Raw genomic sequence first — 219 nt, 5'->3', positions numbered from 1 at the left:
GTCATAGAAGAGCTGGAAGGATTCTTCGATCGATTGAGTGGGGTACCGGGATATGGAAAAGAGGTAGCCTACCTGGGAGGTGGATGGAGCAAAGCAGTTCCGTTCAAATGTGAAGATGCATGCCTGTCCCTTGGGGATGAGCAGCCTATGGTAGAGTTGTTGGTTATGGATTACTGGTGTAACTGGGGTAAAGCCTGGGTATTGGTAGACGTAGAAGAC

Annotated in this window: 1 protein-coding gene; it reads left to right on the top strand. The window is 49.3% G+C overall.

Annotated elements, in window-relative coordinates; all coding sequences use genetic code 11:
* Window positions 1–219, top strand: a 219-nt coding sequence (locus LVD47_RS23585) for a hypothetical protein (RefSeq protein ID WP_236981194.1), incomplete at both ends; no start/stop codon positions are given.

The sequence above is a fragment of the Membranihabitans maritimus genome (genome assembly GCF_021729145.1).
Classification (GTDB): domain Bacteria; phylum Bacteroidota; class Bacteroidia; order Chitinophagales; family Saprospiraceae; genus Membranihabitans; species Membranihabitans maritimus.
Note: the sequence above shows the minus strand (reverse complement) of the source record. Positions and strands in the feature narration are given on the sequence as shown.